Here is a 25,463-nt window from a genome sequence, read left to right on the forward strand (position 1 = left end):
TCGGGGTTCAGGCGCCCTGTGCGGGTGGCCTGAACCCCGAGTCGTAGGCCGATCAGATGGCTCACGGCCGCCGGATAGGCCGGCAGAGCAGGTCCTTGAGATTGCCGTCGTCGAGGCAGACGCGCACGAACGCGGCTCCGCCGGGGACATCGGCCGGCACGACGAAGCTGGTGTAGTTCTTGGTCGTGCCGCAAGCCGTGTCGGAAGAGGCGGATCCCGCCGAGCCCAGCTTCGCGCCGGCGGCGTCGTAGGTGTACACCCAGGTACGTCGGCAGTACTCAGGGCCGGCCGCGCTCACCGACTTGTGCGTCCCCGTCACCGCGACCGACCGGTTGTACCAGGTGACCGTGCCCGTCGTCCATGTGTTCCCGACCGCGATGGGCTCGAAGGCAGTGACGGGGTAGGCGGAGGTCTGAGCGCCGGCGGCGGGAGCGCCCAGCAAGGTGCCCGCGGTCAGCACGACGGAACCGAGCGCGGCGGCGAGATGAGTCTGCATGTGTTCTCCAGGGTGAGGGGAGCCGGTTGCGACGCCACATCCTGGACGGGCCTCCCACCTGCGGCCCACCTCTTAAGGCACGGCTTAAAGGGGCGCCGTGACGGCCGGTGCGGCGGCCGGGCCCGCCCGCCGTGGCCGCGGTTCGTCGGCAACGGCACCCGCTCGGGGATCACCCCTGTGTCAGGGTGCCGGTCCGCAACAGGGCCAGTCCGAGCGGGGTGATGAGGTGCAGCACGGACCCGCCCCGGCGGCTGGTGGTGATGAGGTCCGTGTTCCGCAGCACGGTCGCGTGCTGACTGGCCGCCGCGGCCGTGACGTTGAGGCGGCGTGCCAGCTCGGTCGTCGTGCACCCTTCCGCCGTCACCTGTAGGGCGGCAGCTCGCGTACGGCCGAGCAGGGACTCCAGGTTTCGGACGGTGGAGTCGTCCGGTTCGCCCGGCCCGGTACCGGTCAGCGGCCGGCGCAGGGCCGGCACCGTCAGCCGGGGTGGCTGGGTGGTGTCCAGCGGATCCCACAGAAAGCTCACCGGGAGCTTCGAGAAAACCGTGGGCGTGATGATCAACCCCCTTCCCCGCAGGCGCACTTCGACCTGTCGCGGGTAGGGAGCCTCCAGCACGGGCGGACGCCAGCGGACCAGAGGTGGGCAGATCGAGCGCAGCAGCAGATCGATGCCGCCCTCCAACACCAGGTTCGCGCAACGGGTGGACAGCGCGACCAGCTCGGACCGCCCTTGATGCCAGTAGGGCTCCACGGTCAGCCGATGGCAGGCCCGCACGGCCTCGGCGAGCTCCCGCCGCGCGTCGCGGCCCCCCTCGGACACGCGTCTGGCCCATGGCAGGTGTGCGGGGTGGAAGTCGAGACCTTCGAACTCGCGTCGCAACCTGGCCGCTGGGGTGTGCAGCAGGTTGTCCACGGCGTGGTCGAGAGAAGACACGTCTCCCATCAGCGCCAGCAGATCAAGCCCGGGACCGCGCACCGGAACCAGAGACGTCAGGGGGCGCGTGTCCGCTCCCATCCGGCCCGCGACCGCCGCCCGCCACGAACGCAGGTGAGGAAGGTCCCGCTTCTCCCTCAGCAGCTCCAAGCTGTAGTAGATCTCCGCCGCGACGCCGATCGTCGCGGCCACCCGGGTCCGGGCGAGGTCTTCTGCCGTGAAGTGAACGCGTAACACCAACTGGCCCCCTGTCACCGCGACAGAGCGCGTGACCGCACCCTCAGCATGCCTTTACCCGGCGCACCCCAGGAGGCACTCCCGAGACAGGAGCCGCCGCGGCGCATCTGCCGGCGCGCTGAGGCAGTACCTCCAGCAGGCGCACCGGCGGCCGACGTTGACGAGTCCTACGAGGATCGCATCCCGCCAACAGCCCTATGCCGGCAGGATCACTGGTCGATCTTCCTCAGCAGGTGCAGCAGTGTGTCCCGCTCCGCATTCGACAGCACGCCGAAGCATTCCGCGAGGACCTCGTCGGCGATCGCATGACCGGCCGTCAGGACCCGTTCGCCCTCGGCGGTGAGATGGTGCTCGATGCGCCGCCCGTGACCCGGGCGCCGTTCCAGCAGCCCCTGGGCCGCCAGCCGGCCGGCGAGCGTACCGAACGCCTGCTCGGTCTGGAAGGTGGCCGCCGCCAGTTCCCGGGCACTGGCCCCCGGCGTACGGGCGACCGCCCGCAACGCGTCCCACTGGGCGAGGGTGCTGCCGACGGCGGCGAGGCGGCTGTCCAGTGTCCGGTGCTGCCGGTACTGGGCCGCCTTCACGGCCCGCCCGAGGATCTGCAAGTCTGCGGCCATGCCACCCACCCTAACACTCTGACTAAACTTGTTTAATTAAACATGCTTAGTTAGAGTCCCGGGCATGACCTCACACCTTGAACTCCTCGTGTCCGGCCCCGCTGACGCCCGCCCCGTCCTGATCCTGCACGGCGGAGGCGGCCCCTCGACCGTCGCCCCGATCGCCCAGCACTTCACCGCAGGCACCCACACCCTGCTCCCCACCCACCCCGGCTGGAACGGCACCCCCCGCCCCGCCGACTGCACCCGCATCAGCGACCTCGCAGCGCTCTACCTGCGTCTCCTGCGCGACCAGAATCTCTCCGACGTCCTCGTCATCGGCTCCTCACTCGGCGGCTGGATCGGCGCCGAAATGGCGGCGGCGGACACCGAGCGCCGCATCAGCCAACTCGCGCTCATCGACCCGGTCGGCATCCACGTCGAGGAGGAACCGGTCCAGGACTTCTTCGCCCTCGACGCCCGAGGCGTCGCCGAGCACGCCTACCACGACCCCGACCGCTTCTACGTCGACCCCGCAACCCTCCCGGCCGAACGCATCGCCGCCGTCCAGGCCAACATGCGGGCCCTGCGCCTCTTCTCCGGCGGCCCCGCGATGAGCGACCCCACCCTGCGCCGGCGCCTGGCCACCGTCACCGTGCCCACTCTGGTCCTGTGGGGCGAGAGCGACCGCATCGCCACCCCCGCCTACGGCAAGCACTACGCCGCCGCCATCCCGAACGCCCGCTTCGAGCTGATCGACCGGGCCGGGCACCTGCCCCACCTCGAACAACCCGCCCCCACCTTCGCCCGGCTCGACGCCTTCGCCGCCCGGCAGCAACACCGCTGAGCAGTCCGAGCGGTGCCAGGAACCGTTTCCGCAGCGGCCGGCCCGGTCCACGCTCCAACTGGCCCTGCCTGAACGGCTACCGTGTGCGCACCCGAGGATCCACTGGCAGTGCGAGCAGACCGGCGATGCCGAGCCCGAGGCCGACTTCGCCGGCCCGAGAGCGGGATACCGCCGCAGGAGCGCTCGGGGAGCATGTCCGCAAGGTGTATGCGCCGCCACGGAGTTCGGAGTCCCAGCAGTGCTCTTTGACGTCAGCCGCAGTCAAGTCGCCGACATCTTCGGCAAGGACCGCATCGCGACGCTGCCCGCCTCCGCCTTCCCGCCCGCCACCGCGAACACGGAGGGCGCCCGTCTCCTAGAGAGGGTCGGCATCGCCACGGGGACACTCTGGCTGCGTGAGCCCGACGAGGACACCGGTCGACTGCCCCTCCTCCACGACGTCGTGAACGCCGAGCACTTCGTGGACGCGCCGGTGGGTGCGGGCGAGTGGCCCGTCGTCGGCTGGCTGCTCAACGCCCATCTCGCCCTCGACCCCGTGTCCGGCAAGGTGTACGCGGTCGACAATGACGACGAGATCATCCAAGAGCTCCATACGGATGTCTCCTCCCTCGTGCACGTCACGGTCCAAGTCCAGCGCCTGCTGGAGGAGTTCACCTTCAGCGGCGGGAACGACGGCGACGAGGAAGCCGACTTCGAGCGTCTGAAACGGGAGACAGAGCGGATCCGCCACGATACGAGCAGCGTTGACCCGCTCCCCTTCGAGCACGACGAGACCGTCTGGTGGGTGGTCTGCGACGAACTCGCCGCAGGGCAGCGGTTCCGGGGCGACAGTCCCGGTGCCCGCTCGCTTTACGGGTGATCATCGGGCGCGTGCATCCACAACGCACGGACCCGCCCTCCGGCGCCGCTGGGAGGGGATACTGCGGAAGGTGGCGACCTACAACCGCATCGGCGCGACCTACGCCCACACCCGGCGTCCGGACCCCCGCATCGCCGCCAGAATCCACCAAGCCCTCGGCGACGCCACCACTGTGATCAACGTCGGGGCCGGCACCGGCTCCTACGAACCATCAGAAACGGTGTGGGCCGTGGAACCCAGCACGGTGATGATCGCCCAGCGCCCGGCCGGATCCGCGCCTGCTCTTCAGGCATCCGCGGAGGCGATCCCCCTCGCCGACGGCTCGGCCGACGCTATGATGGCGCTGCTGACCGTGCACCACTGGGCCGACCTGGAAGCCGGCATCGCGGAGCTGCGCCGTATCGCCCGGCACCGGATCGTCATCCTCACCTTCGACCCCGCCGTCAACCGCCGGTTCTGGCTCCTGGACGAATACCTGCCCGAGGCAGCGGCGATCGGCGACACCCGAGCAGTCGCCCTCGACCGGCTCGTCACACTGCTGGGCGGCGCCCGCATCGAGACGGTCCCCGTCCCGCACGACTGCACCGACGGATTCCTCGCCGCCTTCTGGCGCCGCCCCCAGGCCTACCTCGACCCCCATGTCCGGGCCGGAATCTCACTGTTCGCCCGGATCAGCGACGACGTCATCCAGCCCGGCCTGGCCCGCCTCAACGACGACCTGGCCGCCGGCCGCTGGCACCACCGCCATGCCGAACTCCTCCACCTCGAAACGCTCGACACCGGCTACCGGCTCCTCATCACCGACCTTTGATTCCTGTCTACATCGCTGCGGCGGGTTTGACGGTTTTACCCGCCCTGCGACCGCACCTTCCGGCGGCCGGGACCTCCACGATGACGTGGCCGATCCGGTACAGGTGCAGGGTGTTCCGGGCCGCGTTCCGGTCGGCATTGCCGACGAAGCCGCAGTCGGGGTTCTTGCACACGAATTTCTCTGCGGCAGAAGCGCCCCACAGGCTGAACTTGATACTGCGGCCCCGTGCTCATGCGCGGGTCAGAGCAGTTCCGAGATGGCCTTCACCATCCGGCCTGAAGGCCGGAGCACTGGCCAAGAACACAGGTAGAGCCAACGCGACCAGCTCACCGCCCGGCAGGTACACGTTGGCGCAGGTCAGCGGCCGGGCCTCAGGCGATCGACCCAGCGGCCAAGGCCCCGTCGTGACCGGCGGGGTTGCCGCCGGATCTGTCGACGACCTTCCGTTGCCGCCTCTCCGGCTTCGCCTGGACGGCGCCCCCAGTGGTCGTCGGGCAGCAGGAGCGGTGCCTTGCGCTCTGCCTGAGCGCTGATCTCGACATGGGATTCGTGAGCGGTGACGCGGAACGCCTCCTCGTACGAGGCCAGGGCCGCACTCATGGCGCCGCCTGCAAGACCCCGGCGGCGCACACGTGAAGCCAGCCAGGTGAAGGCCCCCAAGACCGCGGCAAGACCACCGATCAGGATCAGGAACGGCCAGAACGCATCCATGGACGCGAGCCTAATGGCCGACGTGATGCTCCGGTCCTAGACAGGTGTGGTCCTGACCGGCCATGCCCCGCGGCCCAACAGATCGAGGACGAGGGCCGCGATGTTCCACGCGTCGTCCTCGCCTCGGTGATGACGTCCCTCCAGAGGCAGTCCGGCGATCTCCAGAGCCTGCGCCATGCCCGGCTTCCTGCGCAGCCCGTACGCCTCGGTGAAGACGGCCTTGGCGTTGGTGTGGGTGCGTTCCGTCGGATAGCCGAACGGATAGGCCACCCCGTCAGCCTGACTCTGTCGAGCGAACTGCCGACGGTCGTACTCGCCCCAACTCGCCCAGCAGCGCTCCCCCGCACCGTACTCCTCGACAAGGATCCGGCACGCCTCGGCGAAGCTGACCCCCCGTTCCACCTCGGCCTGCGTCAGACCGGTCAGCTCGGTGCAGAAGTCACTCACCGCCGACCGGACAGGGCGGACCAAGAGACGGTGCCGGGACACCCGGCGCACTGCCGACACGTCCACGACGGTGAGCCCGATCTCGATGATCTCATTCACGGCACCGGGCGGTGGCTGGCCGTCCCAGCAGGTGGCTTCCACATCGATGACGTTCAACAGGGCGGGTTGGTGGGGCATGGAGCGAGGGTAGGGATGCGCGTCCGCGTCCGGCACCTCGTTTTCGCCCGCCGAACTCCCGCCACCAGGTGCCCCGTTGCTAGGCTCCCGGTCCGTGAGCCTCCCGCCCTCGACCGACTGGGCCGGGCTGTACCACGCCTACGGCCGGGCCGCGGACGTCCCAGGGCAGTTGGCGGCTCTGTCCGCTGCCGACCCCGCCGTACGTCGTGCGGCCGGATCGGCCCTCGTCGGCAGCGTCTGCCACCAGGGCACCCGCTGGCCCGCGAGCGCGCCCGCGGTGCCTGCGCTCGTCGCCCTCGTCGACACTCCCTCGACACCCGCCCGGGGCACCGTCCTGCACATGCTGCACGCCGTCGCCGTCGGCGACCTGCGTGATGACGAACTGCCGTTCAACCCCACGCGAGCCTTCGCCAAGGCCGACGGGGTACGCCCGCCGGACGAGGACGCGGTGCTCCGTGTTCTCTTCGAGGAGGAGGACCCGGACGTCGATGCCGTCGCCGACGTGGCCGACGCCGTGGCCGTGCACTGGGCCGCGGAGGCCTACCGCGCGGCCGAGCGCCACACGGCGTCCTTCCTGACGTGGCTGCGCGATCCCGACCCCGCCGTGGTGACCCTCGCGGCGGCGTTGCTGGTCTGGTTCGCCCCGATGCCGGGGGTGTCGGGCGCGCTGGCCGCCGTGCCGAGTGACACCGCCGACGCCCGGGCATCGGCGAACCTCGCGCTGGCCCACCTGCCCGGCCACCCCGGCTCCGATGAACTCGCCGCCCTGACGACGGGCCTTGCCTCGCACCACGAGGCGGTACGGGTCACGGCCGCCGTCGCCCTGGCCCGCCGACAGGCGACGGCACTGCCGGACGCCGCACTGACCGTCCTCGTGCACGCCGACGCGGTCGAGGTCTCCGGCACCGTTCGAGGGTGGGACCGTTCCCTGCGGGGCCACGTCGCGGTGGCGCTGCGTCGCCTGGGCCTGTAGCCGCCTTCGCATGAACGGGCGGAGCGCCGCTCCTGCCGGCATCGCCGCACCGTACGCGAGCAGCAGCATCGCTGTCCGGCGGCCAACGCGCAGGAACGCGCCCTCACTTCTTGATCGCGGGACTGTCAGCCGTACAGACTGCACCGGTGAGTCCCGAACTTCCCGCCTTCCGCTATCACCCCGATCCGCTCGCCAGCGGCTCCATCCGCGCGAGCGCGGAGACCTGCGCGTGCTGCGGCCGAGCCATGGGGTGGATCTACACCGCGACCTTCTACACCGCCCACGAGGTCAGTGGACCCTTCTGCCCGTGGTGCATCGCAGACGGCAGCGCGGCGGCACGGTTCGACGGCGAGTTCATGGACGCGTACGGACTCGACGGCGTCAGCGAGCAGATCCTCCATGAGGTCAGCCGCCGCACCCCCGGCTTTCACGCCTGGCAGGATCCGCACTGGCTCGTCCACTGCCACGACGCAGCCGCCTTCATCGGTGAGGTCGGATACACCGAACTGGCAGCCCACCCCGAGGCCCTCGACCAGCTCAGGCAGGACCTGCGCATCGGTGGTTGGCACGACCCGGCCCAACTCGAGCAGTTCCTCACCCACCTCGGCGAAGCCGCCACCGCGATGCTCTTCCGCTGCACCATCTGCGGCACCCACCTCGCCTACGTCGACGCCTCGTGACCGCCGCTGAACATGGTCGTGGTGAGTGCGTAACGCCGGCCATGTCAGCCGAAGACGAGGGGGACATTTTTCTCGACGCAGTGTTGCAGGACCACCACCAGTTGGCGGGTGTCGTCGATGTGCCGTTGGACGAGCGGATCGACGGTCACCTCTTGGGGTCGGTCGGCCACCTCCCGCAGGCGGGGCAGGATCGCGGCGCACTGGACCGGCGTGAGATCGGGTCCGTCGTCGTCGGGATGGTTGAGCAGGGGCGCGAGGGTGGTGGGGACATCGCCCCAGGGAGCCTGTCCGCCGAAGCCGTCCATCTCGTCCAGTTCGAACCCCTCGGCCCGCGCCAGCCACCTCCGGAACACCCCAAAGCCCGTGTAGGACCACTCCACGTCCGGGCTGCTGATGTCGCCGTCTCCCGGGAACAGATCAAGTCCCACGACCCCTCCTCGCCCACCGGACCCACAGGATCGTCGCCAAGGAAGGACGCCGGCAACCGGAAATGCTCTCGCCGTAGCCGGTGCGATCAACGCGCTCTCGCGGCTGGGCGCCGGTTCCCGGGGGCACTTCCCCGGCGCTTCCCATCGGCCCGAGGCCGTGTGGCGCGCCGGCCGGGGGCCTCCTCCTAGTGGCTCGGGGGTCCGGCGGCGTATGCCAGCGGTGGGGCGATGGCCTGGGCGTCCGCTCCCTCGCCGACCCACGGCGCGATGAACAGCGCGGCGGTCGCCTCCAGGAGTCCCGCGCGTTCGAGACCGCCGCCCGCCACGGCCTCACAGCCCACGTCGCGTACCAACTCGCGCGCCCGGGCGAGGGCCGTCTCGTCGTCTCCGCAGAGGGGAACGGACAACGGTCGTCCGTCGAAGACGGGCGGACGCATGCGCCACACGTCCTCGTGGCAGAGGTTGAAGGCCTTGACGACGTGGGCTCGCGGCGCCGCCGCAGCCAGTTGCTGCGCGGCTGACGGGCCGCCTTCCGTCAGCAGCCGGAACCCCGGCCCGACCGGGTTGGAGCAGTCCAGCAGGACTTTGCCCGCCAGGGCCGCGTGCAGGTTCCGCACCACGTCCGCTCCCGCCCCGAAGGGCAGCGCGGCCAGTACGACGTCAGCCGAGTCGGCAGCCGCGCGCAGGCCGGCGGACTTCGCTCCCCCTCCGATACGCCTCGCGAGCCGCCCTGCCTTGTCCGCGTCCCGTCCTCCGAGGACCACCTCGTGCCCGGCCCGCACCCAGTGGGTGGCGAGCGCGTCGGCCATGTTGCCCGTGCCCAGTACACCGATTCTCATCACGCGGCCCCTCTCCATGCCTGCTTCGACCGTTCACACCGACGCTAGAAGGCTGTTCGGGCACCATTTGGTACGTGCCCACCGATGCCTTCCTTGCCGACTGCCGCGCCCGCCTCGCCTTCGACCTGCTCTCCAACACCTGGAACGCCGTGGTCCTCTGGGCCCTGCGTGACGGCCCCAGCCGCCCGGTCGAACTACGGGAGCGGATCGGGGGCATCAGCTCCAAGGTCCTGACCGAGACTCTGCGCCGGCTTCAGTTCAATGGACTGGTGGACCGGCAGGCAGACCCTGCCGCGCCATCGCGGGTCGAGTACCAACTCACCGCTTTGGGCCGCACCTTGCTGGCGCCCATCGACGCCGTCGGCGCCTGGGCCTTCGAGCACGGCGACGAGGTCATGGCCGCGCAAGAAGCGGGGGCGGAAGGTGCTTCTGCCGCGCCGCCCTCAGACCCAACTTGCCGGACGGATCAGCAGCCTTGAGCGCAGGGGTCACCGGCAGGTGAGTACACGCCAGGGTGAGTAAGGCCTCAGTACACGCCGGGGTCAGTAAAGGCCTCGTCAGTCCTGGTTCGAACCGGACAACGCCTCGGAGATCAGGCGGATGGCGAAGTCGCGGTCACCGGTGATCCGGTTGATGTGCTCCGCGAGCAACAGGGCGGTGGCTTCCAGGGCGTTCATCTCGCTTGCGGTCCAGTCTCCGTACTGCCGGCGCCACAGGCTCGGGCTCAGGCCGGTGCCGGCCGCGAGGACCAGCCCGGCCATGGTGGGGATGGCCTCGGGTCGGACGCTCTTGGGCATCTGGCGCAGTGAGGCCACGAGGCTGGGCACGACGTACTCGATGACGTCCTTGTCCTGGTTCTCGTGGGCCAGTTGCAGCCACCGCATGAACATGTAGATGAGCGTGCAGGAGCCGTCGATCAGGTCCCGCGCTCCTTGGGGGCCCAGGGACGCGGTGAACTGGTCGGTGAGCTGCTGCTGTTGGGGATCGGTCGTGGGCTGCCCGTCGTACACGGCTTTGAGTCGGGAGTCGATCATCATGAGGGCCGCGCCCACATCGCCGACCGGGGCATGCTGCGGGTCGCAGGGTGATGACCCAGGGCTCCTCCACGATCGACGGGCGGCAACTCAGTGTGTCCGTACGGTAGCCCACGGCTTCACGGCCGGTCAGTCGAATCCCGTGGTTGGATCTCGGCGACCCGCCTCAGGCTCCGTTGGCGCCGGGATCCCGCATCACGCCGACTCACGCACGCGGTCCGAGGCCACGCGCGCCTGGGAGCGGGCGTCTCCGGTGCGCAGGATCCCGGCGGCGGCAGCGGTGGCCGCGCACAGCAAGGTCAGCAGGACGAAGGCGTGGTTGAGGGCGACGACGTGGGTCAGCCAGCCGATGACGGCGGGGCCGGCGAGCATGCCGACGTAGCCGAGCCCGGCGACGCGGGAGACATTGGCCCCGGCAGCCGCGGGGTCGGCGTGCCCGGCCGCGCTGAACAGTTGCGGGACACAGCCCGACAGCCCGAGGCCGAACAGCGCCCAGCCGGTGAAGGCGGCCCATATCCATGGGCCGAGCGCCACGAGGGTGATGCCGACGGCGGCCGTGGCCGCGCCGTAGCGCAGGATCGCCGGGGAGCCGAACCGGGCCACGAGGCGGTCGGCGAGCAGTCGGCCGATGGTCATGGCCGCGGCGAAGGTGCCGTACGCGAAGGCGGCCGTGGCGGCGGACGCGCCCAGGACGTCTTTGAGGTGCAGGGCGCTCCAGTCGTTGGCGGCGCCCTCGCACAGCATGACCATGAGCGCCAGGACGGCCAGCATCCAGATACGGCCCTTGGTGCCGCGGGGCTCGACGGCGGCCGATGTCTCGGCCGCCTCCGCGGAAGGGGAGTCGGGGTTGCCGGCGGCGGGCAGCAGGGCGCGCGCCGACACGACGGCGATCACGATGCCGACGGCTCCGATGGCGGCGAGGCCCGCGGCCGGGTTGAGACCGGCGCCGGCCGCGCCCGCCCCGACGAGCGCGGCGAGGACGCCGCCGACGGAGAACGTGGCGTGGAAGCCCGACATGACGGGTCGGCCGTACGCCTTCTCCACGTGGACGGCGTGGGCGTTCATGCTCACGTCGAGGCAGCCGTTGCAGAACCCGAAGACCAGCAGTGCGCCGGCCAGGGTCCACGGGTCGTGGGCGAGGCCGGGCAGGACCAGGGTCGCTCCGCACAGGACAGCGCTGGCGGGCACCACGAGGCGCGCGCCCAGGCGGTCGGTCAGGGGGCCGGCCACCTGCATGCCGATGAAGGCCCCGAGCCCGAGGAGGACCAGCAGGCCGCCGAGTGTGGCGTGGCTGATGCCGACGCGTTCCTCGATGGCGGGGATGTGCACCACCCAGGCGCCCATCAAAGTGCCGCACAGGACGAAGTAGACATAGGTCGCCACACGGGCGGCTCGCAGCGAACGTTCCATGCCGGCACTGTAACGAACATTCATCATGTTCGTACAGCGCGCAAATGAACAGCTTGATTGTTCGTTTCGTGGTGGTGTTCAATCGCGGTATGAGCAACGCAGACCGGCACGGGCTGATCGCGAAGACGGTCAGGGACTCCGGCGGCGCCACCGTCCAGGAGCTCGCGGAGCTGACCGGGGCCTCCGAGATGACCATCCGGCGCGACCTTGACACACTGGCCGCCCAGGGCGTCCTCGAACGGGTCCGCGGCGGCGCCCGCACCCTGCTGCTGCGGGGCGAGGAACCCCCGTTCGCCCTGCGCGCCCACGAGGCGGTCGCCGCCAAGCAGCGCATCGCGGCCGAGATCTGCGCGCTCGTCGCCGACGGTGAGAGCGTCCTGCTGGACAGCGGAACCACCTGCCTGGAGGCCGCCCGTCTGCTGCGTGAGCGGCCGGTCACCGTGATGCCGCTGTCTCTTCAGGCCATCCACCTGCTCGGCGAGACCCCCGGACGGGCCACCCTGATGGTGCCCGGCGGCCGGCCCCGCGCCGCCGAAGGAGCCCTGACCGGTCCGCTCACGCTCGCCTCCCTGGCCGCCCTGCGCTTCGACACGGCGATCATCGGCTGCTGCGGACTGAGCGCGGCAGACGGTCTGACGGCCTACGACCTCGACGACGCCGCCGTGAAGAAGGCGGGTATCGCGTCGGCCCGCCGCGTGATCGTCGCCGCCGACGGCAGCAAACTCGGCCACACCGCATACGCCCACGTGGCCCCGGCCGGCCTTCTGCACACCGTCGTCACCGACGCCACCGCGCCCGCCGACGAAGTCACCGCGCTCGAGGCGGTCGGCACCCTCGTCAAAACCGCCTGACCAGCCCGCCGCGCCACCCTCTCGACACCGCCCCGTCGACACCGCCGTCCCGAAGCCACGGTGCAGCTCACCCCGGCCGATCCGGTCGGCATCACCGGAACGCGCGCGTCGCGAGAGGGGACGCGGAATGAACAGAGAGAGCGCCAGGGCCGCCACGGTCTCCAGGGATCCGAGCCAGAAGATCCAGGTGAAGCCCCTGTCGAGAGAGAACGCGGTGCCGTCGACGACCGTGCTGTCCGCGGCCAGGATGGCGTACACACCGGCGGCGACGAGGGCTCCGAACAGGCTGATGAGCATGTTCAGCATGCCGCTGCCCAGGCCCTGCTCGTCGCGCGAGACGACGCCGACCACCAGCGCAGGGGCCCCCGCGACGACGATGCCCGCGCCGACGTCGGCGATGCAGGAGGTGACGATGAGCTGGAGTTCGCTGCCGTGGTAGAGGCCGACGAGGCCGTAGCCGACGGCCATGACGGCCAGGGCCGCGCACCAGATGCGGCGTACGTCGAGGTGGCGCAGGGCGCGGCCGATGAGCCACGGCGCCGTGGCCACCGCCTACCTGCACCGCTCGGCCGACCTGCCGGCCCGCACCGCGGCCCTGCTCGGGCACCCGGCCGACGAGGCCCGCTACCGCCGCATCGTCGAGGGCGCCCGGGTCGCATGGCAGTGCGAGTACCTCTCCGACGACGGCACCGTCACCCCCGACACCCAGGTCACCCTGGTCCGCGCGCTGGCCTTCGGCCTGGTCCTGGCCCCGCTGCGGACCCGCACCGCCGACCGGCTAGCGGCCCTGATCCGCGCCGCCGGCACCCACCTGTCCATCGGCTTCCTCAGCACCGGCCTGCTGCTCCCCGTCCTCGCCGAGACAGGTCATCTCGGCCTCACCTACGAACTACTGCGCCAGGCCACCGCGCCCTCCTGGCTGACCGCGACCCCGGCCGCGTGCGAAGCCGGATACCGGCGTTTCGTCATCGCCCGGCGGCCCGGCGGCGGGCTCAGCTCCGCATCCGCCCGCCACGAATCACCGCACGGCCTCATCGCGAGCCAATGTCACCTCCACGACGGGGAGTTCACCCTCACGACCCGGATCCCGCCGGGCACGGAAGCGGAGATCCGCCTCCCGGGAGCCGACACCGTGACCGCAGGACCAGGCACACACACCTACACGATCGACATGTGCCATGAGGACAGCTGACACGCGGGTGTGCCGGAGTGTGCACGCACCTCTGGGCGTCAGAAGGTCAGGGTGCCTCGACCAGGGGCGGTTCGCCCCACGGGGTGGCCAGCGCCTGTCGCAACGCGCCGACGGCGTCGGTGCCGATGCGTTCGGCCAGCACACCTTCGATCACGGCGAGCGCGGCCTGGGCCCGGTGATGGACGCGGATGCCTTCGCCGGTGGGGCGGATCAGGCGGCTGCGGGCGGAGGCGGGGTCGGGGATCTGTTCCAGCAGCCCCATGCCGATCAGTCCGTGCACGGCCTGGTGGACGGTCTGCCGGGTGACGCCCATTCGGCGGGCGAGCTCGGAGATCGTGGTGCCCTGCTCGTCCAGGGCGGCGAAGACGGCCGCCTGGGCGACGGTCACCGCCTGCTCGCCCGCGGCCTCCATGCTGGCCAGCAACGCGTCGTCGAACCACCGCTTGGCCTCGGTGAACAGCTGGGGCAGGTTCGGCGCGGGCGTGGTCATGGCTCCTCAGCAGGACGGGATGCCGAGCATAGCGACCCTTTGCCCGCGGCCCCGATCCGGCAGAACCCGCCGCGTCACTGAGGGTTCCCCATCCGTGAACGTCAGGTAGCCTGACATTCATTGTCGCCTCGTCGCACCGGAGGTTTCCATGACCATGGAGTTCGCCACCCGCTACCGGTCCCGCTCGCGCATTCCCGCCGAGCCGGGCAAGCCCTACTTCATCGAGAAGGGCATGGGCGACCGCGCCCACCTCTTCACCGACCTGGTCACCGTCTACGCCGGCGGCGAGCAGACCGAGAACACCTTCAACTTCTTCACCGTCGAAGGCCCCAGGGGCGACCTCATCCCCGCCCACTCCCACGCCGACACCCACGAGATCTTCTACGTCACCGACGGCGCCGTCCGGCTCTTCGTCGAGGACCTCCAGGGCGAGCAGCAGGAGAAGCTCCTCAGCGCGGGCGACTTCGGATTCGTACCCAAGAACTGCCCGCACGCGTACCGCATCGAGCGCCACCACAGCCGGATCGTCGGGGTCGCCGCCGGCCCGGGCAAAACGTTCGAGCGGTTCTTCGAGAGCCTCGGCACACCCACCGAGGAGCTGGGCCTACCGGCGCAGCCGTACATACCCGAACCGCACAAGTTCGGCACCGTCCCGCTCCAGCACGACGTACGGTTCCTGCCCGACCACCAGTGGCGGACCGGGAACTGACCGGGATGCCGTACGTCCAAGCGCTGCTGGCCGGGACCCTGGTCGGCGCCCTGTACGCGGCACTGCGCGTCAAAGCTCCCGCTCCCCCGCCCGTCGCCCTGGCCGGTCTGCTCGGCATCCTGGTCGGGCAGACCGTCCTGGGGAAGCTGTGAGCGGCGCGGCCCGCGCCCGCGTGGCCGCGTTCGGCCGACGCGTCCTGATCTCCTTCGCCGCGGGGCTGGCCATGGGCGCCCTCTACCGGACCTGGGACCTGAGGGCGCCGGCGCCGGCCCTGCTGGGGCTCACCGGTCTGCTGGGCATCGGCCTCGGCGAGCGGGCGGCCACGGCGCTCGGCACACGGATCGCCCTGCGCCGCGCTGCTCCGCGACCGTCCCCAGCCTCGCATCCGACCGACGCTCCGGGGACGGCTTCCGGCTGCACCTGCGTGCCGTCGTCCCCACCTCACTGACCCGCCCCGCACGACGTCCCGCCGTCTCGTTCGGAAAGAACCCTCATGCCGCTGCCGCCCGAGCTCGCCGCCCTGCTCGCCCCGACCGCCCCCGCCCAGCTGCCGCTGCCGCCCGCGGCGCATCCCGCCCCGGCCACACGGCTGTTGCGCGGCGCCGTCTACGCCGCTCCCGACGGCATCCGTCCACTCGAACTGGACCTGTGGCTGCCCGAGTACCCCCACGATCCACTGCCGGTCATCGTCTACCTCCACGGCGGCGGCTGGCGGACGGGCACCCGCACGGACATGGGACCGCGCTTCCGCTCCTGGCACGTCAGCCCCTTCGCCCGCCTCGCCCAGGCCGGATTCGCCGTCGCCAGCCTCGACTACCGGCTCACCGGCGAGGCCACCTATCCCGCCCAGCTGGAGGACGTCACCGCCGCCCTGGCCTGGCTCGACGCCCGCGCCGGCGAACTCGGACTGGACACGGGCCGGACCGTCACCTGGGGCGAATCCGCCGGGGCCCATCTGGCCGCCCTGCTGGCCCTCACCACGCCGGTGCTCGGCTGCGTCGCCTGGTACGGCCCCACGGATCTGACGACTCTGCCCAGCCAGTCCCGGCCCGGCGCCTACGACGCCAACAGCCCCACGACGCGCGAGGCTCTGCTGATCGGAGCACCCGTGGCCACGGCCCCCGATCTCGCCCGTGCGGCCAGCCCGGTCACCCATGTCACCGCCGACGCCCCGCCCTTCCTCATCCTGCACGGCACCGACGACTCCCTCATCCCGTCGGCCCAGGGCGAGCAACTCGCCGCCGCCCTGCGCGCGGCGGGCGCCCAGGTCGACTTCCGCCCCGTCCCCGGCGCGGACCACGCCTGGGCGGGCCTGCCCGACGAGGACGTCGAACGGTGCTTCATCGCGTCGCTGGACTTCGCCCGCGCGCTCACCGCACCGGGGCCCCCGAGCGCGAGGTGACCGGAGCGGTGGAGACAGCTGGGCGGCCGAAACCCACGGACGATCGGGACCCCGGCGTATAACCATTGGCCGTCACCTCCACTGATCTGGTCTGCTTCCGGCGTCTCGAACGTCTGTAACCGCACCAGTGGAGGGGCCCGCGGGCATGACCATGCACGACGACCAAGTGGACGTGACCACCGATACCGTTGCGACCCTGATCCAAGAGCAGTTCCCGCAGTGGGGCGGCGAGCCCGTCCGACTCCTGCCGTCGACGGGCACGGTCAACGCCATCTTCCGGATCGGCAACGACCTCTCGGCGCGCTTCCCCCTGCGTCCGGCCGATCCCGCCGACGCGCTGTGGGTTCTGGAACAGGAGGCCCAGGCGAGCGCGGAGCTGGCGCAGGTGTCCCGGTTCCCCGTCCCCGAGCCCGTCGCCCTGGGAAAGCCGGGTGCGGGTTACCCGATGCCCTGGTCGGTCCAGACCTGGCTGCCGGGAACGGTCGCCTTCGATGCCGACCCGAGTGGGTCGGACGCCTTCGCCGAGGACCTCGCGGCCTTCATCGCAGCGCTGCGCGGCACCGAGACGCGGGGGCGGCGTTTCGGTGGCCACGGTCGCGGCGGCGTTCTCGCGCACCACGACGACTGGATGGCGGAGTGCTTCGAGGCGAGTGAGGGGCTGCTCGACGTCCCCCGGCTGCGCCAAGTCTGGAGCCACTTCAGAGAGTTGCCGGGCGTGGATGCCGATGTGATGAGCCATGGTGACCTGATTCCCGGCAACGTACTGGTCGCGGGAGACCGGCTCAGCGGTGTACTCGACACCGGCGGATTCGGCCCGGCCGACCCCGCGCTGGATCTGGTCAGCGCCTGGCACCTGCTGCGGCCAGGCCCACGGGACGTACTTCGAAGGGCGCTGGCCTGCGACGATCTCGAGTGGGAGCGCGGCAAGGCATGGGCGTTCGAACAGGCGATGGGCGTGGTCTGGTACTACGTCGAGAGCAATCCGACCATGAGCAGGATGGGACGCCGGACACTCGACCGCATTCTGGCGTCGATGGAGTGAGGCCGCTCTGTCGGCCGTGACACAGATCTCGGCGTCCGGGATGCCCGATTCCCAGGAGCCACATTTACGGTGGCTCTCATGTCCCCCCTGGCCCGAATCAGCAGCGCGTTCGAGCCGCGATTCGCGGAGTTCGCGTTCGAACCTGCTTTCACGGCCGCCGTGGACCAGCATGTCGCCGAGATACGTGATCGCTTGTCGGCGGCCCACAGCGGGCTGTTTCCTCCGCCGCCGCGACGCGAGATCCTTGCCGACTACGCCCTGGGCTTTCTCGATGCCCTTGAGGAGATGGACTGGCGCGAGCCGGTCGGCCACGACTACGCCGTGTGCCGTCTGACCGCGATCAGCTGGCTCGCGGTGCGCCACGGCCTCCTGGCCGCGGGCGACGAGTACGGCGACCCTTCAAGCAGCGCCAGCGGCTTGGCCTGAGTCCAGCGGTTCTCATTCGCCTCGCTCTCACGGACCCTCGCCGAAATCGACGAGCTCAGGTCCGCGGACTCCACCGAAGGCAGCGCAGCCGGCGGACGAGCGTTCACAAGACGCGGGCACCGGCATCTTCCCGTCGTGCGCTCAGGGGTCAGTACAGGCGAGGCGCTCAGCTCTGTCGACGCGCTGCGTCTTGCCGCGTGGGGCTGGCGGCAGGCGCAGTCATGTCGAGCAGAAGCAGTGCGTCGTGGTCGGGGCTGCCGGGTTCGACGGTGTAGACGCCGATGCGCTGACCGGGGGTGCCTTCCACATGCAGGGACTGCGACGTGAGCGTGAGCGTTCCGACCTGGGGGTGGCGGAACGTCTTGGTCGCGGGTTTGCGTCCGGTCACTTCATAGCGTTCCCACAACCGTGAGAAATCGGGGCTTTTGAGGAGGAGCTCGCCGACGAGGTTGGTGAGGTCGGGGGCATCGGGTGCGGTGCCGGCGACGGCGCGCAGCCGGGCGACGCAGGAGGTGATCTGCCGGTCCCAGTCGGTGAACAGGTCGCGGGCCGAGGGGTGCAGGAAGATGTAGCGGGCGAGGTTGCGGTGCTTGGCCGGCCACTCCTCCAGACCCGCATAGATGGCGAGGCCGCCGGGGTTCCAGGCCAGCATGTCCATGCTGCGGCTGATGACGTAGGCCGGGTTCGGCCGCAGCGATTCCAGCAGCAGTTTCAGGTGGGGGCGCACGGTGCGGCTGGGCGCCGGGGGTGGTTCGGGGGTGTAGCGGGCGGCGCGGGCAGCAAGCTCGCGCAGGTGCCGATGTTCCTGGTCGTCCATGTGCAGGGCGCGGGCGAGGGAGTCGAGGACGGCGGGGCTGGGGCGGGTCTCCTTGCCGCGTTCCAGGCGCACGTAGTAGTCGATGCTGATGCCGACGAGGGTGGCCAGCTCCTCACGGCGCAGCCCCGGGGTGCGGCGGATGCCGGCGCCGACGGTGAGGCCGACGTGTTCGGGGCTGGTCTGGGTGCGGCGGGCGCGCAGGTAGCGGCCCAGCTCGGCGCCCTCGCTGTGCGCACTCTCGGATGCCATGTCCCCAGTCTCACCCGCCGAACACCTCTCGCGCGGGCGGGAGGGGGGCCCTGTTGTTCCCCCCGAAGAGCCCGCCCTGCCACACCGGTGCATTCCGGGCGACGGTGAATGAGGAAGACGCCGGCCCCTCGTGCCGCCCGGGCCTCAACCCGCATGACCTGCCGGGCCGGGCGAGAACGAGAGAGCGGGCAACACCATGATCGGATGAGGGCGAGATGCGGTACATCAAGCTGCGTGACCTGGAAGTTTCCCGGATCGGTCTCGGTGCGATGGGCATGTCCCACGGCTACACCGGCTCGGGCACCGACGAGGCGGAGTCGATCAGGACCGTGCACCGGGCGCTGGAGCTCGGCGTCACCTTCATCGACACCGCCGAGATCTACGGCCCGTACACCAACGAGGAGCTGCTCGGGCGGGCGCTGAAGGGCCGCCGGGACCAGGCAGTGCTGGCCACCAAGTTCGGCCTGGTCTCCCACGCCGACGAGGGCGCGTGGAACCTGGACTCCAGCCCGGCCAACATCCGCACCGCGGTGGAGGGCTCCCTGAAGCGGCTGGGCACCGACCACATCGACCTGTACTACCAGCACCGGGTGGATCCGAACACACCGATCGAGGAGACCGCCGGCGCCGTGGGCGAGCTGATCGCCGAGGGCAAGGTCCGTGCCTTCGGGCTCTCGGAGGCCGGTCCGGACACGATCCGCCGCGCCCACTCCGTCCAGCCGGTCACCGCGGTGCAGTCGGAGTACTCGCTGTGGACCCGCGGGATCGAGGAGCGTGTCCTGCCCGTCCTGCGGGAGCTGAACATCGGCCTGGTGCCGTTCTCCCCGCTGGGACACGGCTTCCTGACCGGCGAGATCCGCTCCACCGATGACTTCGAAGAGGGCGACTTCCGCCGCGGGAACCCGCGCTTCACCGGCGAGAACTTCCAGCGCAACCTGGCGCTCGCCGACGAGGTCAAGGCCCTGGCCACCGAGGCCGGAGCCACCCCGGCGCAGGTCGCGATCGCCTGGCTGCTCGCCCAGGGCGACGACATCGCTCCGATCCCCGGTACCAAGCGTGTCAGCCGCGTCGAGGAGAACACCGCCGCCGACGCCATCACGCTGACCGACGAGCAGCTGAACAAGCTGAGCAGCCTGCCGCCCGCCGCCGGTGACACCCACACCGAGGCGCAGGCGCAGATGCTCGAACGCTGATTCGTCCGCACCGCCCCACACGAACCCCGTCTGGAGTAGCACCCTCATGCGTGCAGCAGTGATGTACGGAGCCGGCGACGTCCGCGTCGAGGACCGGCCCGACCCGAAGATCGTCCAGCCCACCGACGCCGTGGTGCGCACGGTGGCGGCGTGCGTGTGCGGCAGCGACCTGTGGCCCTACCAGTCGATGCCCGCCACCGACACCGCCCGCCCCATGGGCCACGAGTTCCTCGGCGTCGTCGAAGACACCGGCGCCGACGTGACCGGCCTCAAGGCGGGGGACCTGGTCGTCGCCCCGTTCACATACAGCGACAACACCTGCGACTACTGTGCCAAGGGCCTGCACATCTCGTGCCGCAACGGCGGCCGGTACGGATACGACGGCGTCGACGGCGGGCAGGGCGAAGCCGTCCGCGTTCCGCATGCGGACGGCACCCTGGTCAAGCTGCCGGTGGCCGCCGACTCCGCGCTGCTGCCGTCGCTGCTGGCGCTCTCCGATGTGATGACCACCGGCCACCACGGCGCTGTCACCGCCGGCGTCGGCCGCGGGGACGCGGTACTGGTCGTCGGGGATGGCGCGGTCGGTCTGTGTGCGGTGATCGCCGCCAAGCGGCTGGGCGCCGAGCGGATCGTCCTCGCCGGCCGGCACGAAGCGCGCACGGCCCTGGGCCGGGAGTTCGGTGCCACCGACGTGGTCGCCGAGCGCGGCGAGGAGGGCATCGCCCGCATCCGCGAGCTGACCGGCGGCGTGGACAAGGTCATCGAGGCCGTCGGCACCCGCCAGTCCCTCGACACCGCGCTCGGTGCGGTCCTGGACGGCGGCACCATCAGCCGCCTGGGCGTACCCCAGTACGAGCAGGGGCCGATCGGGCCGCCCGAGTTCATGCGCAACATCACCCTGACCGGCGGCGCCAGCCCCGCCCGCGCCTACATCGAAGAACTCCTGCCCGACGTCCTGAACGGGACGATCGCCCCGGGCCGCGTCTTCGACCAGGAATTCGCCCTCGCCCGGACACCGGACGCCTACCGGGCGATGGCCGACCGCCAGGTCCTCAAGGCCCTCATCCGCCCCTGACCACCCCGGGGCGAGCAGCGGCAGGCCGCACACGCCGGCCGCTGCTCGCCCCTTGCCGCTGCCAGTTCCTGTGCGAAGGGCCCACCTGTGAACCAGCCGGACCACGCGTCAGCCCGGCGCCGCACGATCCTGCGCGCCGCACTGCTGACCGGAGCCACCACCATGACCGCTCCCCATCTCATCAGCTGCTCACCCGCGGACGACAAGCGAGACTCCGACCGGCAAAGCGGCAGGCAAGGTGCTGCTCGCGTATTTCTCGCGGCCCGGCGAGAACTACTACTACTACGGCGATCGCACCACGCTGAAGGTCGGCAATACCGAGGTCGTGGCCCGCAAGATCCGCGACCTCATCGACTGTGAGGTCTACCGGATCGAGCCCGCCGATCCCTACCCGGAGAGCTACGACGCGACCGTCCAGCGCAACAACCGGGAACAGGACGCCGACGCCCGCCCGGCCATCAAGGGCGCGCTGCCCGACCTGGACGGGTACGGCACGGTGCTGCTGGGCAGTCCCATCTGGAGCGTCCGCGCACCCATGATCATGACGACGCCATGAGCGGCCTGGGCACCACCGCACGTGACTACGCGGCCTCCTGTCGTGGCGCCGCCTTTGCCGACGGTCTGGCAGTCCAAGGCGAAGAAGTCGATCAAGTCGATCGCGACATCAGCACCTGGCTCCAACGCATCGACCTGCTCTACCACCACCGGGTCGACCCAGGCGTCCCGATCGAGGACGTCGCGGACACGGTGAAGGACCTCTTCGCCCGGGGCAAGGTGCTGCACTGGGGGCTGTCCGAGCCGGGTCTGGGGACCGTGCGCCGGGCCCACGCGATCCTGCCGCTCACCGCGATCCAGAACGAGTACTCCACGCTGTGGCGCGGCCCGGAGGAGAACGTCCTGCCGCTGTGTGAGGAACTCGGGATCGGCTTCGTGTGCTGGGCGCCGCTGGGCATGGGCTTCACCACCGGCACGATGAGCCCGTACACCCGGTTCACGGCGGAGGACCGCCGGACCGCGATGCCCGGCAACAGCCGGGACAACCGGGCCGCCAACATGCCGCTGGTGCAGCTGCTCGACGAGTGGGCCATACGCAAGGGCGCCACGCCCGCCCAGATCGACCTCGCGTGGTCGCTGGCCCAGAAGCCGCCGTCGCGCAGATCACCATCAGCGGTGACCGGCTCCCGCCGGACGCCCTCGCGATGACAGGCGTCGAAGCACCCCGCGGGACGTCGGCGGCTTCTCGATAGCGGCCTGCCCAGCCCTGCGAGGCGACCACGCCGTGCGGGCACCATGCAAGCGAAAACCGCCGGTCGGCCCGCTTCGCTCGGGCCGCCGGCGGTTCCAGGTCAGACGTCACATGGTCGTCGGACGGTCGGTGCCGCCCTCCGGGCCGGGGTCCCTCATGTCGCGGCCCGTCTGCGTCCGCTCGCCCGAGGGCTGGTGACGCATCGCGTCCTCACGGCCCGCCTGATACGCGCCCACGCCGCTGCGATGCCGGTGGGTCTCCGCCTCGGCCGCCGTCAGCATGCGTTCCATGCGCTGCCGCATCGGAGTGATCATGCCGCCGCCGACGCCCACGATCAGGATGCCCGCGATGGTGGCGAGCGCGGCGACCAGCAACGACTGGACGACGTTCTCCGCGATGCCGGCCTGGCTGAGCGCGGCGATCACACCGAGGGTGACGATCGCTCCCCACAAGATCGACGCGACGGTGTTGCCGTAGGACGCCGACGACAGGGTGCCCTGGACGATCGTGCGGACCGCGTTGGCGATGGCCATCGCCACCACGACGAGTACGACGGCGACGATGCCGCGCGGCAGCCAGGCGACGATGCCGTTGATCGTCGCGCTGACCGGGTTCGGCCCGAAGACTCCCAGGGCGAGTTGCAGCGTGATCAGCATCAGCGCGTAGTACACGATCTTGCAGATGATGCCGGTCAGGTCGTACGCCGAATTCTGGAGCAGCCGCGCGGTACCCGCTCGCTCGGACAGACGCTCGGAGCCCACCTTGCGCAGCACCCGGTCGAGAATCTTGGCGATCGCCTTCGACACGAACCAGCCGATGGCGAGTACGACGAGGAAGCCGATCAGCTTCGGCACGAACGTCGCGATCTTCGACCACGCGTCATTGAGACCTTGGGTGAAGTCGATAGCGAGGGTGTTGGTCATGGGACGCCCTTCCTTCAAGTCGACGGCGGCTTCCCCGCTCCCTAGTCCAGGGGGACAGAGGCCCTCACGCCTCGATTAGCTACGCCATACGAGAAGGCGCCTGCGCCGGCCCGCCTGACAGCCGTCTCATCGGCTCGGCCTCGGATTCGGACAGCTGGGGGACAGACAGGAATGTGATCGTGCTTTGCGGACAGGTGAACCGGGTCAACCGGAATCAGTCGGCAGGTGGGAAGCGATCTCGTACATGGCCAGCACACCGGACTCGACCGCCGTGGAAACACCCGAGACGGTTACGGCGGACACGAACCGGAGACGCACGGCCCCGGCGGCACGAGGTGCACGCCGGGGGCTCCCTTCCGCGAGCCTGCACAGCGGCCGGGTCGACGCGCTGGACGGATTGCGCACCCTGGCGGTCGCACTGGTCGTCGTGTACCACGTCGACCACACGCTGGTCCCCGGCGGCTCGATCGCCGTCGACGTCTTCTTCACCCTCAGCGGTTTCGTCATCACCCGCCTGCTGCTCGCCGAGTACTCCCGCACCGGCACCCTCGCCCTGCTCCCCTTCTACCGGCGCCGCTGGCTACGACTGGTCCCCGCCCTGCTGGCGGTGTGCGCGGTCTGTGTGGTGCTGGCGACGACGACCTCACTGTGGAGCTTCGACGGCTCCTGGCAGGCGGTGGGCCTCGCGGCGACCTTCCTGACGAACGTCTTCCGGGCCGCGGACTCCGGGTCGTACATGGGCGGCCCCCTCGCCCACACCTGGTCACTGGGCGTGGAGGAGCAGTTTTATCTGCTGTGGCCGCTCCTGCTGCTGTGCCTGCTGCGCCGCCTGCGGGCACGTACGGTCCTGGTGTGCACCGCCGCCCTGTGCGTGCTGCCCTTCCTGTGGCGCTGCTTCCTGTGGCATCCGGACGCCGTCCACCGGATCTACAACGGCACCGACACCCGCGCCGACGAACTGCTGGCCGGAGCCCTGGTGGCCGTGGTCCTGGCACGGTTGCGGCCGGACGACCCGCGGCTGGGCCTGCTGCGCGTCTGGGCCGGGCGGCTCGCCCTTCCCGCCCTCGCCCTGCTCACGCTCGTGGCCTGGAAGGTGCCGGTGACCGGGAACGCCGGCATCTGGACCGCCCTTTGGTACACGGTCGGGATCCTCGCCGTGGCCGCGGTGTCCGCCACCCTGGTCGCGGGGCTGGAACTGCGGCCCGACAGCCTGCTGTCCCGTCTGCTGGGTTTCGGGCCACTCGCCTGGACCGGCCGCAATCTCAGCTACGGCATCTATCTGTGGCACTACCCCGTCGTGCGGCTGCTGGCCTCCCTCGACGTCAGGGACGGGTTGCTGACGGGCACGGTGGTGCTGACCCTGGCGATGGCCCTGTTGTCGTACTACCTCGTCGAACGGCCCTTCCTGCGCCGCGCACACCGGCTCCGGGCCTGACTGCGTCAGGGGACTTCATGCATACGGTGGCTGCGCCAACTGCCTTGTCTCTAGGATGGATTGCCTGACGCACCGGTCGGCTCGGTGCGGTACGTGACGGGGGAGACGATGGAGTCCGGGAAGCGGTTGTCCACCAAGATCGACGCCACGGTTCCGACAGCCGCGCGCATGTACGACCACTACCTGGGCGGCAAGGACAACTACGCGGTCGACCGTGCCGCCTGCGAGGAACTGGACAAGGTGGTGCCCAGCACCCGGGCGCTGGCGCTGAACAACCGGCATTTCCTTCAGCGGGTGGTGGGGACGCTGGCGCGGGAGCACGGCATCCGGCAGTTCCTGGACCACGGGTCCGGTCTGCCCACGCAGAACAACGTGCACCAGGTGGCCCAGCGCGTCGATCCGGACGCGCGCGTCGTGTACGTGGACAACGACCCGATGGTCCTGGTGCACGGCCGCGCCCTGCTGGACCAGAACGACCGTACGGCCGTGATCCAGGCCGACCTGCGCGACACCGACGTGATCTTCTCCGCCCCCGACACCCGGCGGCTCATCGACTTCTCGCAGCCGGTGGGCGTGCTGTTCAACTCGGTGTTCCACTGCATTCCGGACAGCGACACGGACGGTCCCCTCGCCGTGGTGAAGCGGGTGACCGAGCGGCTCGCGCCCGGAAGTTGCCTGGTGATGTGCCAGCTGGTCAGCGGGGACCCGCAGGTGCGGGAGTTCGTCACCGACTTCATGGACAAGGCCACGCAGGGGCACTGGGGCCGGGTGCGCGAGGAGAAGGACGTCGCGCAGTGGTTCGAGGGGCTGGAGATCCTCGAACCGGGCCTGGTGGAGGTGTCCACCTGGCGGCCCGACAACGAGGTGGCGCCGCGTCAGCTGACGCAGGAGTGGATCGAGTTCGGCGGAGCCGGCCGCGTCCTGTGACGGAGCG

General features: G+C 70.6%; 33 protein-coding genes and 1 pseudogene. 21 read left to right on the top strand and 13 right to left on the bottom strand.

What is annotated here, in order from left to right; genetic code table 11:
- Positions 1-61: 61 nt before the first annotated feature.
- From OG866_RS02035 to OG866_RS02045, 3 genes are all read right to left on the bottom strand, one after another.
- On the bottom strand, positions 62-496 hold the full coding sequence (locus tag OG866_RS02035; RefSeq protein WP_329331522.1) for a hypothetical protein: 435 nt from the start codon (positions 494-496) through the stop codon (positions 62-64).
- A 169-nt stretch (positions 497-665) separates the two neighbouring features.
- Complete coding sequence (locus OG866_RS02040; protein WP_329343879.1) at positions 666-1,667, bottom strand: ArsR/SmtB family transcription factor; 1,002 nt, start codon at positions 1,665-1,667, stop codon at positions 666-668.
- A gap of 209 nt (positions 1,668-1,876) precedes the next feature.
- Positions 1,877-2,284 carry a MarR family winged helix-turn-helix transcriptional regulator gene (locus OG866_RS02045; protein WP_329331523.1) on the bottom strand — a complete coding sequence of 136 codons (408 nt, stop codon included), beginning with the start codon at positions 2,282-2,284 and terminating at the stop codon, positions 1,877-1,879.
- A 64-nt stretch (positions 2,285-2,348) separates the two neighbouring features.
- Here OG866_RS02045 and OG866_RS02050 point away from each other — a divergent pair, with 64 nt between their 5' ends.
- The 3 genes from OG866_RS02050 to OG866_RS02060 all read left to right on the top strand — a co-directional run bounded on the left by OG866_RS02050 (position 2,349) and on the right by OG866_RS02060 (position 4,780).
- A complete protein-coding gene (locus tag OG866_RS02050; protein WP_329331524.1) occupies positions 2,349-3,110 on the top strand; it encodes an alpha/beta fold hydrolase in 762 nt (253 codons plus the stop codon).
- 238 nt (positions 3,111-3,348) lie between these two features.
- Positions 3,349-3,969: an SUKH-4 family immunity protein gene (locus OG866_RS02055; RefSeq protein WP_329331525.1), complete on the top strand. Its 621-nt coding sequence runs from the start codon at positions 3,349-3,351 to the stop codon at positions 3,967-3,969.
- 70 nt (positions 3,970-4,039) lie between these two features.
- Entirely contained in the window at positions 4,040-4,780 is a 741-nt protein-coding gene (locus OG866_RS02060) for a class I SAM-dependent methyltransferase (RefSeq protein WP_329331526.1), read from the top strand.
- Positions 4,781-4,787: 7 nt separating this feature from the next.
- Here OG866_RS02060 and OG866_RS02065 read toward each other — a convergent pair.
- From OG866_RS02065 to OG866_RS02075, 3 genes and pseudogenes are all read right to left on the bottom strand, one after another.
- Positions 4,788-4,955 (bottom strand): annotated as a pseudogene (locus OG866_RS02065) (RNA-guided endonuclease TnpB family protein); the annotation flags it as partial.
- A 182-nt stretch (positions 4,956-5,137) separates the two neighbouring features.
- Entirely contained in the window at positions 5,138-5,491 is a 354-nt protein-coding gene (locus OG866_RS02070; RefSeq protein ID WP_329331527.1) for a hypothetical protein, read from the bottom strand.
- Between the two features lie 36 nt (positions 5,492-5,527).
- Complete coding sequence (locus tag OG866_RS02075; protein WP_329331528.1) at positions 5,528-6,115, bottom strand: 3'-5' exonuclease; 588 nt, start codon at positions 6,113-6,115, stop codon at positions 5,528-5,530.
- A 94-nt stretch (positions 6,116-6,209) separates the two neighbouring features.
- Here OG866_RS02075 and OG866_RS02080 point away from each other — a divergent pair, with 94 nt between their 5' ends.
- The gene (locus OG866_RS02080; RefSeq protein WP_329331529.1) at positions 6,210-7,088 is read left to right on the top strand and encodes a hypothetical protein; all 879 of its coding nucleotides are present in this window, start codon (positions 6,210-6,212) and stop codon (positions 7,086-7,088) included.
- Between the two features lie 146 nt (positions 7,089-7,234).
- The gene (locus OG866_RS02085; RefSeq protein WP_329331530.1) at positions 7,235-7,768 is read left to right on the top strand and encodes a CbrC family protein; all 534 of its coding nucleotides are present in this window, start codon (positions 7,235-7,237) and stop codon (positions 7,766-7,768) included.
- A gap of 44 nt (positions 7,769-7,812) precedes the next feature.
- Here OG866_RS02085 and OG866_RS02090 read toward each other — a convergent pair whose 3' ends face one another.
- Positions 7,813-8,196, bottom strand: a complete 384-nt coding sequence (locus OG866_RS02090) for a hypothetical protein (RefSeq protein WP_329331531.1) — start codon at positions 8,194-8,196, stop codon at positions 7,813-7,815.
- Between the two features lie 185 nt (positions 8,197-8,381).
- Complete coding sequence (locus OG866_RS02095; RefSeq protein WP_329331532.1) at positions 8,382-9,035, bottom strand: NADPH-dependent F420 reductase; 654 nt, start codon at positions 9,033-9,035, stop codon at positions 8,382-8,384.
- 74 nt (positions 9,036-9,109) lie between these two features.
- Here OG866_RS02095 and OG866_RS02100 point away from each other — a divergent pair, with 74 nt between their 5' ends.
- On the top strand, positions 9,110-9,514 hold the full coding sequence (locus OG866_RS02100; protein WP_329331533.1) for a winged helix-turn-helix transcriptional regulator: 405 nt from the start codon (positions 9,110-9,112) through the stop codon (positions 9,512-9,514).
- Positions 9,515-9,592: 78 nt separating this feature from the next.
- Here the strand turns inward: OG866_RS02100 and OG866_RS02105 are convergent, their stop codons facing one another.
- Together OG866_RS02105 and OG866_RS02110 are read right to left on the bottom strand one after the other, a co-directional pair.
- Positions 9,593-10,072, bottom strand: coding sequence for a hypothetical protein (locus OG866_RS02105; RefSeq protein WP_329343881.1), 480 nt, complete (start codon positions 10,070-10,072; stop codon positions 9,593-9,595).
- Between the two features lie 192 nt (positions 10,073-10,264).
- Complete coding sequence (locus tag OG866_RS02110; RefSeq protein ID WP_329331535.1) at positions 10,265-11,479, bottom strand: MFS transporter; 1,215 nt, start codon at positions 11,477-11,479, stop codon at positions 10,265-10,267.
- Between the two features lie 89 nt (positions 11,480-11,568).
- On the opposite strand from OG866_RS02110, the gene OG866_RS02115 reads away from it, so the two are divergent.
- The 3 genes from OG866_RS02115 to OG866_RS02125 all read left to right on the top strand — a co-directional run bounded on the left by OG866_RS02115 (position 11,569) and on the right by OG866_RS02125 (position 13,522).
- Positions 11,569-12,330 (top strand): DeoR/GlpR family DNA-binding transcription regulator, encoded by a 762-nt coding sequence (locus tag OG866_RS02115; protein ID WP_329331536.1) that lies wholly within the window; start codon positions 11,569-11,571, stop codon positions 12,328-12,330.
- 127 nt (positions 12,331-12,457) lie between these two features.
- Positions 12,458-12,769, top strand: a complete 312-nt coding sequence (locus OG866_RS02120) for a hypothetical protein (RefSeq protein WP_329331537.1) — start codon at positions 12,458-12,460, stop codon at positions 12,767-12,769.
- 27 nt (positions 12,770-12,796) lie between these two features.
- Positions 12,797-13,522: an alpha-L-rhamnosidase-related protein gene (locus OG866_RS02125; RefSeq protein WP_329331538.1), complete on the top strand. Its 726-nt coding sequence runs from the start codon at positions 12,797-12,799 to the stop codon at positions 13,520-13,522.
- A 46-nt stretch (positions 13,523-13,568) separates the two neighbouring features.
- Here OG866_RS02125 and OG866_RS02130 read toward each other — a convergent pair whose 3' ends face one another.
- The gene (locus OG866_RS02130; protein WP_329331539.1) at positions 13,569-14,012 is read right to left on the bottom strand and encodes a MarR family winged helix-turn-helix transcriptional regulator; all 444 of its coding nucleotides are present in this window, start codon (positions 14,010-14,012) and stop codon (positions 13,569-13,571) included.
- A gap of 148 nt (positions 14,013-14,160) precedes the next feature.
- Here OG866_RS02130 and OG866_RS02135 point away from each other — a divergent pair, with 148 nt between their 5' ends.
- The 6 genes from OG866_RS02135 (at position 14,161) to OG866_RS02160 (ending at position 17,591) form a co-directional block, all read left to right on the top strand.
- Positions 14,161-14,721, top strand: coding sequence for a quercetin 2,3-dioxygenase (locus OG866_RS02135; RefSeq protein WP_329331540.1), 561 nt, complete (start codon positions 14,161-14,163; stop codon positions 14,719-14,721).
- A 5-nt stretch (positions 14,722-14,726) separates the two neighbouring features.
- On the top strand, positions 14,727-14,873 hold the full coding sequence (locus OG866_RS02140; RefSeq protein WP_314207512.1) for a DUF1427 family protein: 147 nt from the start codon (positions 14,727-14,729) through the stop codon (positions 14,871-14,873).
- Positions 14,870-15,169: a DUF1427 family protein gene (locus tag OG866_RS02145; RefSeq protein ID WP_329331541.1), complete on the top strand. Its 300-nt coding sequence runs from the start codon at positions 14,870-14,872 to the stop codon at positions 15,167-15,169. The genes OG866_RS02140 and OG866_RS02145 overlap by 4 nt, the downstream gene beginning before the upstream one ends.
- A 45-nt stretch (positions 15,170-15,214) precedes the next feature.
- Positions 15,215-16,123 carry an alpha/beta hydrolase gene (locus tag OG866_RS02150; RefSeq protein WP_329331542.1) on the top strand — a complete coding sequence of 303 codons (909 nt, stop codon included), beginning with the start codon at positions 15,215-15,217 and terminating at the stop codon, positions 16,121-16,123.
- Positions 16,124-16,268: 145 nt separating this feature from the next.
- On the top strand, positions 16,269-17,165 hold the full coding sequence (locus OG866_RS02155; protein WP_329331543.1) for an aminoglycoside phosphotransferase family protein: 897 nt from the start codon (positions 16,269-16,271) through the stop codon (positions 17,163-17,165).
- A gap of 78 nt (positions 17,166-17,243) precedes the next feature.
- Entirely contained in the window at positions 17,244-17,591 is a 348-nt protein-coding gene (locus tag OG866_RS02160) for a DUF6401 family natural product biosynthesis protein (protein ID WP_329331545.1), read from the top strand.
- A 166-nt stretch (positions 17,592-17,757) separates the two neighbouring features.
- On the opposite strand, the gene OG866_RS02165 is transcribed toward OG866_RS02160, so the two are convergent.
- Positions 17,758-18,657, bottom strand: coding sequence for a helix-turn-helix transcriptional regulator (locus OG866_RS02165; RefSeq protein WP_329331546.1), 900 nt, complete (start codon positions 18,655-18,657; stop codon positions 17,758-17,760).
- Between the two features lie 215 nt (positions 18,658-18,872).
- Here OG866_RS02165 and OG866_RS02170 point away from each other — a divergent pair, with 215 nt between their 5' ends.
- The 4 genes from OG866_RS02170 (at position 18,873) to OG866_RS02185 (ending at position 22,128) form a co-directional block, all read left to right on the top strand.
- Entirely contained in the window at positions 18,873-19,850 is a 978-nt protein-coding gene (locus OG866_RS02170) for an aldo/keto reductase (protein ID WP_329331547.1), read from the top strand.
- Positions 19,851-19,896: 46 nt separating this feature from the next.
- Positions 19,897-20,925, top strand: a complete 1,029-nt coding sequence (locus OG866_RS02175; protein ID WP_329331548.1) for a zinc-binding dehydrogenase — start codon at positions 19,897-19,899, stop codon at positions 20,923-20,925.
- Positions 20,926-21,163: 238 nt separating this feature from the next.
- Complete coding sequence (locus OG866_RS02180) at positions 21,164-21,481, top strand: flavodoxin (protein WP_329331549.1); 318 nt, start codon at positions 21,164-21,166, stop codon at positions 21,479-21,481.
- On the top strand, positions 21,478-22,128 hold the full coding sequence (locus tag OG866_RS02185) for an aldo/keto reductase (protein WP_329331550.1): 651 nt from the start codon (positions 21,478-21,480) through the stop codon (positions 22,126-22,128). The genes OG866_RS02180 and OG866_RS02185 overlap by 4 nt, the downstream gene beginning before the upstream one ends.
- 150 nt (positions 22,129-22,278) lie before the next feature.
- Here the strand turns inward: OG866_RS02185 and OG866_RS02190 are convergent, their stop codons facing one another.
- Positions 22,279-23,094, bottom strand: coding sequence for a mechanosensitive ion channel family protein (locus OG866_RS02190; protein ID WP_329331551.1), 816 nt, complete (start codon positions 23,092-23,094; stop codon positions 22,279-22,281).
- 244 nt (positions 23,095-23,338) lie between these two features.
- On the opposite strand from OG866_RS02190, the gene OG866_RS02195 reads away from it, so the two are divergent.
- A complete protein-coding gene (locus OG866_RS02195) occupies positions 23,339-24,529 on the top strand; it encodes an acyltransferase family protein (protein WP_329331552.1) in 1,191 nt (396 codons plus the stop codon).
- Positions 24,530-24,637: 108 nt separating this feature from the next.
- Complete coding sequence (locus tag OG866_RS02200) at positions 24,638-25,456, top strand: SAM-dependent methyltransferase (protein ID WP_329343883.1); 819 nt, start codon at positions 24,638-24,640, stop codon at positions 25,454-25,456.
- Positions 25,457-25,463 lie beyond the last annotated feature (7 nt).

Origin of the sequence: Streptomyces sp. NBC_00663, assembly GCF_036226885.1 — a bacterium.
Taxonomy (GTDB): domain Bacteria; phylum Actinomycetota; class Actinomycetes; order Streptomycetales; family Streptomycetaceae; genus Streptomyces.

What these genes read in the sequence shown, in the direction of transcription:
- OG866_RS02035 (WP_329331522.1), bottom strand. Translation starts at nt 496, where the DNA reads ATGCAGACTCATCTCGCCGCCGCGCTCGGTTCCGTCGTGCTGACCGCG.
- OG866_RS02045 (WP_329331523.1), bottom strand. Translation starts at nt 2,284, where the DNA reads ATGGCCGCAGACTTGCAGATCCTCGGGCGGGCCGTGAAGGCGGCCCAG.
- OG866_RS02050 (WP_329331524.1), top strand. Translation starts at nt 2,349, where the DNA reads ATGACCTCACACCTTGAACTCCTCGTGTCCGGCCCCGCTGACGCCCGC.
- OG866_RS02070 (WP_329331527.1), bottom strand. Translation starts at nt 5,491, where the DNA reads ATGGATGCGTTCTGGCCGTTCCTGATCCTGATCGGTGGTCTTGCCGCG.
- OG866_RS02075 (WP_329331528.1), bottom strand. Translation starts at nt 6,115, where the DNA reads ATGCCCCACCAACCCGCCCTGTTGAACGTCATCGATGTGGAAGCCACC.
- OG866_RS02095 (WP_329331532.1), bottom strand. Translation starts at nt 9,035, where the DNA reads ATGAGAATCGGTGTACTGGGCACGGGCAACATGGCCGACGCGCTCGCC.
- OG866_RS02105 (WP_329343881.1), bottom strand. Translation starts at nt 10,072, where the DNA reads ATGATGATCGACTCCCGACTCAAAGCCGTGTACGACGGGCAGCCCACG.
- OG866_RS02110 (WP_329331535.1), bottom strand. Translation starts at nt 11,479, where the DNA reads ATGGAACGTTCGCTGCGAGCCGCCCGTGTGGCGACCTATGTCTACTTC.
- OG866_RS02115 (WP_329331536.1), top strand. Translation starts at nt 11,569, where the DNA reads ATGAGCAACGCAGACCGGCACGGGCTGATCGCGAAGACGGTCAGGGAC.
- OG866_RS02120 (WP_329331537.1), top strand. Translation starts at nt 12,458, where the DNA reads ATGAACAGAGAGAGCGCCAGGGCCGCCACGGTCTCCAGGGATCCGAGC.
- OG866_RS02125 (WP_329331538.1), top strand. Translation starts at nt 12,797, where the DNA reads ATGACGGCCAGGGCCGCGCACCAGATGCGGCGTACGTCGAGGTGGCGC.
- OG866_RS02130 (WP_329331539.1), bottom strand. Translation starts at nt 14,012, where the DNA reads ATGACCACGCCCGCGCCGAACCTGCCCCAGCTGTTCACCGAGGCCAAG.
- OG866_RS02135 (WP_329331540.1), top strand. Translation starts at nt 14,161, where the DNA reads ATGACCATGGAGTTCGCCACCCGCTACCGGTCCCGCTCGCGCATTCCC.
- OG866_RS02140 (WP_314207512.1), top strand. Translation starts at nt 14,727, where the DNA reads ATGCCGTACGTCCAAGCGCTGCTGGCCGGGACCCTGGTCGGCGCCCTG.
- OG866_RS02150 (WP_329331542.1), top strand. Translation starts at nt 15,215, where the DNA reads ATGCCGCTGCCGCCCGAGCTCGCCGCCCTGCTCGCCCCGACCGCCCCC.
- OG866_RS02155 (WP_329331543.1), top strand. Translation starts at nt 16,269, where the DNA reads ATGACCATGCACGACGACCAAGTGGACGTGACCACCGATACCGTTGCG.
- OG866_RS02160 (WP_329331545.1), top strand. Translation starts at nt 17,244, where the DNA reads ATGTCCCCCCTGGCCCGAATCAGCAGCGCGTTCGAGCCGCGATTCGCG.
- OG866_RS02165 (WP_329331546.1), bottom strand. Translation starts at nt 18,657, where the DNA reads ATGGCATCCGAGAGTGCGCACAGCGAGGGCGCCGAGCTGGGCCGCTAC.
- OG866_RS02170 (WP_329331547.1), top strand. Translation starts at nt 18,873, where the DNA reads ATGCGGTACATCAAGCTGCGTGACCTGGAAGTTTCCCGGATCGGTCTC.
- OG866_RS02175 (WP_329331548.1), top strand. Translation starts at nt 19,897, where the DNA reads ATGCGTGCAGCAGTGATGTACGGAGCCGGCGACGTCCGCGTCGAGGAC.
- OG866_RS02185 (WP_329331550.1), top strand. Translation starts at nt 21,478, where the DNA reads ATGAGCGGCCTGGGCACCACCGCACGTGACTACGCGGCCTCCTGTCGT.
- OG866_RS02190 (WP_329331551.1), bottom strand. Translation starts at nt 23,094, where the DNA reads ATGACCAACACCCTCGCTATCGACTTCACCCAAGGTCTCAATGACGCG.
- OG866_RS02195 (WP_329331552.1), top strand. Translation starts at nt 23,339, where the DNA reads ATGGCCAGCACACCGGACTCGACCGCCGTGGAAACACCCGAGACGGTT.
- OG866_RS02200 (WP_329343883.1), top strand. Translation starts at nt 24,638, where the DNA reads ATGGAGTCCGGGAAGCGGTTGTCCACCAAGATCGACGCCACGGTTCCG.